Here is a 10,082-nt window from a genome sequence, read left to right on the forward strand (position 1 = left end):
TCTCAAAACACATAAACGAACAGGAACAGGCCAACCCACACCACATCGACGAAATGCCAGTACCAGGCTGCCGCTTCGAAACCGAAATGGTGGTCAGGAGTGAAGTGCCCTTTCTGCAGTCGCCAGAGCATGACGATGAGTATCGTGGCCCCGACGGTGACATGTGCACCGTGAAAGCCCGTCAGCAAGAAGAAGGTCGCACCGTAGATACCGGCCTGCAGGGTCACGCCCAGATGATGGTAGGCTTCGTAGTACTCCACGCCCTGCACGACCAGGAAACACACACCGAGCACGATCGTCAGTACCAGGCAATTACGGGCGCTGTCGCGATACCCTTCCTTCAAGCCCTCGTGGGCCAGCGTCAATGTGATACTGGACACGACGAGGAACAGCGTATTGACCAGCGGCAACTGCCAAGGGTCGACAATCTCGTGCGGTCCGGCCACGCTGCTGTCGGGAGGATTCATCAATGGCCAGCTGGCCACGAAATCCGGCCATAGCAGTGCACTGATGCCCTTGGCACCCTCACCATCGAGCCAAGGCACGGCAAACACTCGAATGTAGAAAAGCGCACCAAAGAAGGCGGCAAAGAACATCACTTCCGAAAAGATGAACCAGCCCATTCCCCAGCGAAAGGAACGGTCCATCTGCTCGTCGTAGAGACCGCTTCGCGACTCCCGAACCACATCACGAAACCACAGCGCCATAACCGTGACGATCGCCAGTGCGCCCACGGCGATCAGGTATCCCGCTCGATCGAAAACCAGCCAGACTCCGGTACCGATCATGAACAGCCCCAGTGCCAGCCCGGAAAGCACCGGCCATTTACTGCTGGCGGGAACGTAGTAGCTACCTCCACTCATGCATCGCCTCCTTGCCCGGTCGTTCCGTCTTCGATAACGGCCAGGGGACCTGTCATTGGATAGAGGGTGTAGGCAAGCGTCACGGTGTGAACGCTCTCGGGGATATCTCGCGCAAGTTGGAAGACCATAGGTAGTTGCAGCCGTTCGCCCGCCTCGAGTCGCTGCTCCTGAAAACAGAAGCAAGTCACCTTGCGCAAATAGAGCGAGGCCTCCCCCGGGCTGACACTGGGCACAGCCCTGCCGCGATAGGCTGACTTGCCATAGTTGGTAAAGACGAAGTTCACTTCGTAGGCCTGACCGGGGTGAACCCGGACCTGCCGGTCGAGCGCTTCGAGCCGCCAAGGCAGGCCGTTGCCCTTACGGGTGATGAATTGCACCGTCACGTAACGCGACTCGTCCACTTCACCACGGGTAAATACCCTAGGCTCGCTGGCGGCACGGCCGTTGAGGCCGGTCAGTTGGCAGAACACGTCGTAAAGCGGTACTAGCGCGATAGTGAACATAACCATCGCCACCAGCGCTACCAGTGTCTTGGTGACCGTTCGCTGTACCGGTGTCATGGCTGCCTCCCGGTCGCTCGAGGCTGGCGCGGCGCGTCAGCTTGCGACTCGCCGAAGATCCGGCGGTGTTTCGAAAGTATGCAAAGGTGCCGGACTCGGCACGCTCCACTCCAGGTCGGTTGCACCATCCCACGCCTTGGCCGGCGCCGGCACCCCGCCCCTGATGCACTTGATGACGACCCAGACGAACAAAAGCTGCGACAGGCCAAACAGGAAGCCCCCGATACTCGACGCCATATTGAAATCGGCGAACTGCAACGCATAGTCGGGAATACGCCGCGGCATGCCGGCCAGACCAGCAAAGTGCATTGGAAAGAACAGCAGATTGACGCCGATCACCGATAGCCAGAAATGCCAGCGACCAATACGCTCATCCGGATAGTGTCCGGTCCACTTGGGCAGCCAGTAGTAGACGGCGGCCATGATCGAGAACACGGCGCCGGGCACCAGCACATAGTGAAAATGCGCCACTACGAAGTAGGTATCGTGGTACTGGAAATCCGCCGGCGCGATGGCCAGCATCAAGCCGGAAAAACCGCCGATGGTGAACAGCACGATGAACGCCAGCGCGAACAGCATGGGCGTTTCGAAGGTGATCGAGCCGCGGAACAGGGTCGTGATCCAGTTGAAGACTTTCACTCCGGTCGGCACCGCAATCAGCATTGTCGTGTACATGAAGAACAATTCGGCAATGAGCGGTAATCCCACCGAGAACATATGGTGCGCCCATACCAAGAAAGACAGGATGGCGATGGAAGCAGTGGCATATACCATCGAGGCATAGCCGAACAAGGGCTTGCGAGCGAAGGTCGGAACGATCACCGAAATGATGCCGAAGGCAGGCAGGATCATGATGTAGACTTCTGGGTGCCCGAAGAACCAGAACAGATGCTGGAACAGCACCGGGTCACCACCGCCGGCTGCGTTGAAGAAACTGGTGCCAAAATTGATGTCCAGCAGCATCATCGTGATCACCCCCGCCAGCACAGGCATGACGGCGATCAACAGGAAAGCGGTGATCAGCCAGGTCCACACGAAGAGCGTCATGTCCATCAATCGCATGCCCGGCGCACGCAGGTTGAGAATGGTCGCGATAATATTGATAGCACCCAGGATCGAACTGATTCCCGCCATGTGCAGCGACAAAATGAAGAAAGTCGTCGACGGTGGTGAATAGGTTGTCGACAGTGGCGCATAGAACGTCCAGCCGAAGTTAGGTCCTCCTCCCGGCATCAACAGCGTCGACAGCAGCAGCAGGAACGCCACCGGCAATAACCAGAAGCTAAAATTATTGAGCCGGGGGAGCGCCATATCCGGCGCGCCGATCTGCAAAGGCACCATCCAGTTTGCAAGTCCCACAAAGCCCGGCATCACGGCGCCGAAAACCATGATCAGGCCATGCATGGTGGTCATTTGGTTGAAGAATTCCGGTCGGACCAGTTGCAATCCTGGCTGGAAGAGCTCGAGTCTAACCACCAACGCCATCACGCCGCCGATCAGGAACATGGTCAGCGAGAAGACGAGGTAAAGCGTGCCGATTTCCTTGTGATTGGTGGTCAGCAGCCAGCGCAGAGGGCCGCTCGGGTGGTGCGCCTCGTGCACATCGGCTGCGGCGCCGCCCGCCACGTTTTCGCTATGCTCGAGCCTTGCCTTGGGGGGGTGCTTCGGGGCCATGACGTCTCCTCCCGGCGTGGATATGCCATGCTGCGGATCGACGATCCTAGGGTGAGAGTTGCGCCTGGATGGTCGACGGCTGAATGATATCGCCGGTCTCGTTGCCCCAGGCATTACGCTCGTAAGTGATCACGGCCGCGATATCCACGGCATTCAAGGTGCCACTGAAAGCCGGCATGGGCGTCCCGGCAACACCGTTGACGACGGTGTCGATATGGCGTTCGAGATCGTCCAGCAGGGCCTGATTGCCCACCAGGGCGGGGAATGTCGGTGGCAGCCCTTGGCCCTCGGCTTGATGGCAGGACGCACATATGGTGCCGTAGACCTGCTCTCCCCGCTCCATCAGTTCGGGCAAGGTCCAGTTGCGGTCCACGCCGCTCGCTGCCGCTGCCGCTTCCTCCTTGCGCTCCGCCAACCAGGCATCGAACTCTTCCTGGGGCATGGCATGCACGACCACAGGCATGAATCCATGGTCCTTGCCACACAACTCGGCGCATTGGCCGCGATAGATGCCTGGCTCGTCGATACGTGTCCAGGCTTCATTGACGAACCCGGGGATGGCATCCTTCTTGACGGCCAAATCGGGTACCCACCAGGAGTGGATGACATCTGATGACGTCATCAGCAACCGCACCTTACGGTCCACGGGCAGGACCAAGGGCTGGTCGACTTCCAATAGGTAGTTGGCGTCTTTGGCTTGTGTGCCGTCGATCTGCTCTCGAGGCGTGGCGAGGTTGGAGAAGTAATTGACATCTTCGCCGACATAATCGTAATGCCAGCGCCACTGATGCCCGGTCACCATCACGTCGAGATCGGCCTCGGAAGCATCGTACATGTCACGCAGTGTCGCCGTAGCGGGAATCGCCATGGCGACGAGTATCAGCAACGGAACGGCCGTCCAGAAGATCTCTACCGTCGTATGTTCATGGAAATTTGCCGCCTGCGCCCCCTTAGAGCGCCGATAGCGGAAAAGCGAGTAGAACATGACCCCGAACACCACGGCACCGATCACGACACAGATCCAGAAGATGGTCATGTGCAGGCCATGGACGTGCCGGCTGACTTCCGTCACACCGACCGGCATGTTCCATCCATCGGCAAGAGCATTGCGCTCAAGCCAAGCCACCCCGGCGATCAGGGCAGCAAGAACATACGTCTTACGCATCGGCTCCTCCTTGATTGTTTTAATGAGTCGGAGCAACTGGTAGAGCTGGATTAGGACGTACTTGTCTAAGTATAGAAGAGTTCGTTGATTTAGCGGTCAGCACCGACGAAAGATTGACGCCTTATCGAGATGCCAGGGAAGCGACCAGTAGAACGGTGACTACCAGCACGACCGCCAGTACGATGCCGGTTGCGATAAAGACAATCGGTCTGCCTTGGTTGAAATCGTGCTGTCGCTGCTGTTCTTTCTGTACCCCAAAGAAAGCGGCCAACACCGACTTGATGACGCTCCACATCGTGCCTCCTGCCTGTCGTTCCGTCAGGCTGATTGGCTCAACTTTTCTGGAGCGTAGCCGTTGACCGAACGTGACACACCATGAATTTTTCAACGAGTGAAACCAGTTCGCGCCAAGGTCAAAGACCGAACAGGCTGATAATCAGCGGCAGCAGAAAGGCAGTTACCATGCCGGTCAAGCCCATCGCCAACCCCGCAAAGGCTCCCGCCATAGCCCCCAGTGAGGCAAAGGACTGCGCCGTGCCGAAACCGTGTGCCGCCAGCCCCATGGTAAACCCCTGAACACTAGGGTCTTCTATGTCCAGCCGACGAAACAACCAAGGTCCCAGCGCACAGCCAACCGAGCCGGTCAGCAGCACGAGCCCTGCCGCCAAGGAAGGAATACCTCCGATCTGTTCGGCAATACCCATGGCTATCGGCGATGTCACCGAGCGTGGCGCCAGCGACAACAGTGTCTCGGGGCGTGCACCGAGCAGCAGACCAATAGCCAGGGTAGATGACACCGCTGTCACGATGCCGGTCAGGCAAGCCAGTACGATGGGCACAAGCATGCGCCTCACCCGCTCACGATGGTCGAAAAGCGGTATGGCCAACGCCACGGTTGCCGGGCCGAGCATGAAGTGAATGAACTGCGCACCCTCGAAATACGTGGCATAGTCGATGCCGGCGAGAAGCAGGAAACCGATCAACAAGGCGATGGCCACGATCACGGGATGCGCGAAAGGTGAGCACTTGGCAAGCCGGTTGATTCGCGTCGCCAAGGTAAAGGCCACCAGTGTCGCCAGCAGAGACAGCAGTGGATTGCCGGAAAGGTATACCCATAGTTCATCCAGTGCCGCCAGGTTCATTTTCCGGCTCCCCGGGTATAGTGCTTGGCCAGGCGATCCAGTACCTTGCCCGTTACCCCCAGTGTCACTGCCGTCGATACGATCAAGGTGATCACCAGTACCCAGAAATCCGCCTTGATCAATTCAAAGTGCACCATCAAGCCGACGCCGGCTGGCACGAACAGCAGGGTCAGATAACGCAGCAACCCCTCCCCGGCCAGCCGCAGGGAGTCGGGCACCCGACCATGGATCAGTAACGCGACCAAAAGTACGACCATGCCAAGCACCGGCCCCGGTACGGGAATTGCCAGGCTACGGGACAACAGTTCTCCCAGAAACTGACAACCCAGCAATATACTCATTCCCATGATCAACGGCATTGATCTCTCCCCTTCGACCGAATCCAGGCGCGGTATTCTACTACGAACGTCTACTTCATTGGTCGCCAATGACCCCAGCATGGCCCTTATACGCCAAGCACTTGAAAGAAAAGCGAAATACAAGGTTGCAATTGGCGGAGAAATCGTTAGTATATGCCTCGTTCGCTGCGGGACACACCGCCAGCGGAGGTAAACGGAGCGTGGCGCAGCTTGGTAGCGCGCTGCAATGGGGTTGCAGAGGTCGCAGGTTCGAATCCTGTCGCTCCGACCAGAATTACCAAGAAAAACCGCCATTTACGGGTCATGCCGAGTGGCGGTTTTTCGTTAATTGTCTTTTAGGTAGCAAATAGGTAGCAAGAGACGGCAACGAGAGGCTACCACCCGCCACAACTGCACTAGCAGACACCCCTACCCTGCGGATAATCATATCCTTTCGCTCTTCCTGATAGGTAGCCGGCCAAGCCCTCACGAAGTTAGGCCATGAAGCACAGGTCGGTGCCATTGGCTTCGCGGCTGGCAATTTTGCAGTGACACCAAGAAAATTAAAAATCGAAGCTTAGTAAAATGATGCACTACTTTTTTGCGTACCGACAATGGGTGGCCTATCTTTTCCTCACAATTCCTTTCAGGCACATAGTCACAGATAACAATAAATATATTAGCTGGCTCATAGCATGCCCTCTAAAACTAGCCTAAATTTAGGCACCACCATTTCAAAAGTTCAACCTAACTGCAAAGAACGATAACCTCCTTGCATGCTGAAGAAAACTGTATTCCGCTCAGCATTCTATACACTAACAATTGAGCCCAACCGCAAAGTCATCAGCGGCACATGCCTAGCGTTAACTGTCTCGTACAGCTAAAGCGTGGAGAACCAAGGTGTCAGAACTTCAGCAGATTAACCCAGCGCTCCTAGCTCATGTAGTTGGCACCGAGGTTTTTATCGGTCAGACCGTGCGCTCTGCAGTAGCGCTCGGGGGACCAGCTGCGGAAATCCTGCCTACTGTTTCGGTGCTTCGTCACCCTTTCGATCTGGATAGCCCTCCTCCCGGTACGGCTGCAGTTGCACAACGGCTTAGCTATTACGGTTGCCTAGTAGCTGAAAGTGATGTAGATGAGATGCAACGCGATCGCGCAATTGCCGCATGGTCACTTTTCGGCGGATCTCCAACAACTGTTCGGACGCAAATCGCTCATTCATCTGTAGCTATTCTAGGGTTAGGCGGGGTCGGCACTGCTGTTGCCGTTGCGCTAGCAAAAACCGGTGTTGGCCGATTTGCGCTCTTCGACTCAGACTGTGTAGAAGAACCTAATCTAAATAAAAGCAGCATATTCTATAAAAATCATATTGGAACACCCAAAGTTGATGTGTTGGCTGGAGTACTTCAAGATATAGGCTGTAGTGTTTCATGTTTTCAGGAGACAATTTCGGATTACAGCACCCTACGAGAGCGCGTTACCCATGCGCCAGATGCAATCGTTTGGGCAGGTGATAATGACGAGCGCGCAATGTTTTTATCTCTCGCCTGTTCTTTGTCGGATAACGGCACAGCTTTGGTCACTGGTGGTGTAGTAGAGCACACAATAGCGGTTGGCCCTACACTTATGGCTGGTGATATTTCTGTCAATTCTATTTCTGCCAGTCACCCCCTAGGGGCGCTTGAAGCCCTTCTAAGGGCGGCTAATCGATCGAGCATTAATCCTGGCACTCATGTGGCCGTGCATCTCGCCGGCAATCTAATCGCCAATGAAGTCCTGTCAGTGATTGGTGCCTGCTATGCACCACCATTAAGGCGCCGCGTTTTACTTCTTGACCTTTCAACACTAGACACCTTAGTAGAGCCATTCAGCATTACCAACAATGCAATAATAAGGAGATAACCATGGCTTACGCGGACGATCTGGCAGAATTGAAGATCACGACCACTCTTCTCGGTGGAGATACTACCCTTAATAGGATCCGGGAAGCAGTTCGTCTTCCCTCGATACCGAAAATTCTCGACGTGGGCTGCCATGGCGGCTATTTATCCATCGTCCTTGCCGACGCGTTCTCTGCAGAAGTGACGGGTATTGACATCAGCACACGCGTACTAAAGCTTGCTAAAAAGAACATCGAGAGAACGACCTGCAGCGGGCGGGTCACATTTCGTCGAGTGGACATCATGGAAGGGAGAGGGATTAGAGAAGAGTCCTTTGACCTTGTAATACACCGAGGCCTAGAGGCGTTTGTTGAAGACCCGCCCACACTTCAAAGACACCTAGCGCGTGCAGCAAAAAACTGGGGATATGTGGTAAATGTTACACATACATACGAGAAGCAAGTTGTTACAGGAACTATAGACGCTCTAAACAAAGCTGCTGGAATGCACATTCGCCCCACATCACGGAGCGAGCTAATCGACGCATATAAGAACGCCGGGCTGGTGCTTATTAAGGAACACAGCTTCGATGTTCCGGTAGAGCCCGCTCCAGAACTCGGAAATTCTGTCGCAGAAAAACGTGTTCTTGAAATTATGCGCTTAGCGGCTGAGAATGACCAACTAACTTCCGGGGCGCTCCTCATTTTTCGAAAGCCACTTAATTTGTCAGTCACAGATGTAGCAAAAGGATAAGGCGATGTCTCCGCGCGAACATGCAGTAGAGACACGCCTGCGCTTCCTGGCTTTCCGCTTCTATGATGGCTGTCCAGTAGCTTGCGCTCACTGCTCGATTGAGGCTCCCACTAAAAAGCCTCACCGAAACTCCGTCACGCCCCGCGATGTCATCGCGCTATGTAGGCTCGGCAAAACACTAGGTACCAAACCACTCGTCTTTATGACTGGCTCGGAACTTTGTCTCGGCGATCCTGACTTGGCTGATTTAGCGGCAGAGATCGTGCTCGGTGAAGGCATGGTACTTGCAGTGCTCACGAGTGGGTACTGGGCGCGAACTGAGCAAGGACGGCAAGATGGTCTCCATTACCTTCGTCGCTGCGGTATTTCCCATGTTCAGCTTAGCGTTGACTCTTTTCATCATAGAGCCCTTGATCCTGCTTCGGCACAGCAACTAGTAGCCTGCCTGACAAAAGAGGGTCTAAGCGTGATCGTCAATGAGACCGTGAATCCAGGCCAGCCTAGCATTGCACCAGCGGTAGTTGAGCAGGCTGGGGTATCATCATCAATTGTGCATACTTTTACTAGAAATGCAGTAGGAGCAGCAGCCCGATTGCAGGCGGCTCATAGTCCGCTCTCAGCTCCATACCATGAATGTGATTACGGTGCTGCTCTGTACCTTCAGGCTGATGGCTTTCTTTATCACTGCTCAGGCCCCGCTAGCATGTGCCAAGGCCGCGCAGTAGGACGGATTGAGAACGGCCAAGTGTCTTATTACCCTAGGACTGTCGCCGCTCTTCGCACCGAAATTCTTCCACTGCTTGACGAGACACGGCACAGCGACGGTGATGAATGCTCAGCATGCCTTCGGCATTTCAAAGGGCGTACCCCTTCCTGGCTGAAAGCTGAACAGATAATAACCACATGCAGCTGACAGCGATATACCACATTCGATGTGAATCGCTCTGGGTTTTCTAGATACCGGTCAGGCGCTGGGAATAGCGCTGCTCACAGTAGACGGGTGACAAGTTATCACTCGTGCCGTGCCGCCGCTTCGGGTTGTAGAATATCTCGATATAACCCAGTGTTGACCGCTGACGTATATCAGCATTTGCCTGTCGCCACCCCTCCTTCCGATTCTTTGCAGATTACAAGTTCCGATACACAGGGGAGCGATACCATAGCAAGGACCAAGTGGACGCCGGCAGCGCCTTCCTCCACTGGCCGGAACGGCCGGCATTCGCATGACATCATTCTCGACCACCAGAAAGGCGAAAGCCCCAAGGCCTGGGCGGCATACAGGACCTCAAGGCCTCGCCAGGGATCACATGACGCGCTTCGACGCTGACAGTGTTGGCCTGTGCTGCGTGTCGGCGGAAGCCGCAGCGTGAGCATCATGATCAGCGTTATTAGATGTCGGGGCCCGGATGATTAATTACGCGTTTCCAAAATAATTCGGGCCGGTCCTTCTGCCATTGCTTCATTGCACCGACCGGCGTCTGATGATGCAAGGCCTTTTGATTGATGTGGTGGTTATAAAGCCAGTTGTAGCGTTTGAGTGTGGTTTCCAGATCTTCCCGCGAGTCGAACCGATGCGTATTCAGGATGTCGCTCACGCGGCCATTGAAACGCTCCACCATGCCATTGGTCTGTGGCCGGTAAGGCGGGATCAGCCGATGGTCGATGCCATGCTGGCGACAGAACCGGTCCACCCGGTGCTTGCCGCTG

11 protein-coding genes and 1 tRNA gene are annotated in these 10,082 nt (G+C 55.5%); 4 read left to right on the forward strand and 8 right to left on the reverse strand.

Going from position 1 to position 10,082, the window contains the following annotated elements:
* Window positions 1-2 precede the first annotated feature (2 nt).
* The 7 genes from BM194_RS19135 to BM194_RS19165 form a co-directional block, all read right to left on the reverse strand.
* The gene (locus BM194_RS19135) at window positions 3-863 is read right to left on the reverse strand and encodes a cytochrome c oxidase subunit 3 (protein WP_092850250.1); all 861 of its coding nucleotides are present in this window, start codon (window positions 861-863) and stop codon (window positions 3-5) included.
* On the reverse strand, window positions 860-1,423 hold the full coding sequence (locus BM194_RS19140) for a cytochrome c oxidase assembly protein (RefSeq protein ID WP_092850253.1): 564 nt from the start codon (window positions 1,421-1,423) through the stop codon (window positions 860-862). The genes BM194_RS19135 and BM194_RS19140 overlap by 4 nt, the downstream gene beginning before the upstream one ends.
* Before the next feature lie 36 nt (window positions 1,424-1,459).
* Complete coding sequence (ctaD, locus tag BM194_RS19145; RefSeq protein ID WP_092850256.1) at window positions 1,460-3,097, reverse strand: cytochrome c oxidase subunit I; 1,638 nt, start codon at window positions 3,095-3,097, stop codon at window positions 1,460-1,462.
* A gap of 46 nt (window positions 3,098-3,143) precedes the next feature.
* Complete coding sequence (coxB, locus tag BM194_RS19150; protein WP_092850259.1) at window positions 3,144-4,262, reverse strand: cytochrome c oxidase subunit II; 1,119 nt, start codon at window positions 4,260-4,262, stop codon at window positions 3,144-3,146.
* 121 nt (window positions 4,263-4,383) lie between these two features.
* A complete protein-coding gene (locus BM194_RS19155; RefSeq protein ID WP_092850262.1) occupies window positions 4,384-4,557 on the reverse strand; it encodes a DUF2970 domain-containing protein in 174 nt (57 codons plus the stop codon).
* 118 nt (window positions 4,558-4,675) lie between these two features.
* The gene (locus BM194_RS19160; protein ID WP_092850264.1) at window positions 4,676-5,404 is read right to left on the reverse strand and encodes an LrgB family protein; all 729 of its coding nucleotides are present in this window, start codon (window positions 5,402-5,404) and stop codon (window positions 4,676-4,678) included.
* On the reverse strand, window positions 5,401-5,763 hold the full coding sequence (locus tag BM194_RS19165; protein ID WP_092850266.1) for a CidA/LrgA family protein: 363 nt from the start codon (window positions 5,761-5,763) through the stop codon (window positions 5,401-5,403). The genes BM194_RS19160 and BM194_RS19165 overlap by 4 nt, the downstream gene beginning before the upstream one ends.
* Before the next feature lie 194 nt (window positions 5,764-5,957).
* Between BM194_RS19165 and BM194_RS19170 the strand changes: the two genes are divergently transcribed.
* The 4 genes from BM194_RS19170 to BM194_RS21165 all read left to right on the forward strand — a co-directional run bounded on the left by BM194_RS19170 (window position 5,958) and on the right by BM194_RS21165 (window position 9,288).
* Window positions 5,958-6,034: transfer RNA gene (locus BM194_RS19170), tRNA-Pro, on the forward strand.
* A 608-nt stretch (window positions 6,035-6,642) separates the two neighbouring features.
* Window positions 6,643-7,644 (forward strand): ThiF family adenylyltransferase, encoded by a 1,002-nt coding sequence (locus BM194_RS19175; protein ID WP_143097636.1) that lies wholly within the window; start codon window positions 6,643-6,645, stop codon window positions 7,642-7,644.
* A gap of 2 nt (window positions 7,645-7,646) precedes the next feature.
* A complete protein-coding gene (locus tag BM194_RS19180) occupies window positions 7,647-8,375 on the forward strand; it encodes a class I SAM-dependent methyltransferase (protein WP_092850271.1) in 729 nt (242 codons plus the stop codon).
* Window positions 8,376-8,379: 4 nt separating this feature from the next.
* Window positions 8,380-9,288, forward strand: coding sequence for a radical SAM family protein (locus BM194_RS21165; RefSeq protein WP_092850274.1), 909 nt, complete (start codon window positions 8,380-8,382; stop codon window positions 9,286-9,288).
* A gap of 475 nt (window positions 9,289-9,763) precedes the next feature.
* On the opposite strand, the gene BM194_RS19190 is transcribed toward BM194_RS21165, so the two are convergent.
* Window positions 9,764-10,082, reverse strand: a 319-nt coding sequence (locus tag BM194_RS19190; RefSeq protein ID WP_143097637.1) for an integrase core domain-containing protein, incomplete at its 5' end; no start/stop codon positions are given.

Source organism: Modicisalibacter xianhensis (assembly GCF_900113605.1).
Classification (GTDB): domain Bacteria; phylum Pseudomonadota; class Gammaproteobacteria; order Pseudomonadales; family Halomonadaceae; genus Modicisalibacter; species Modicisalibacter xianhensis.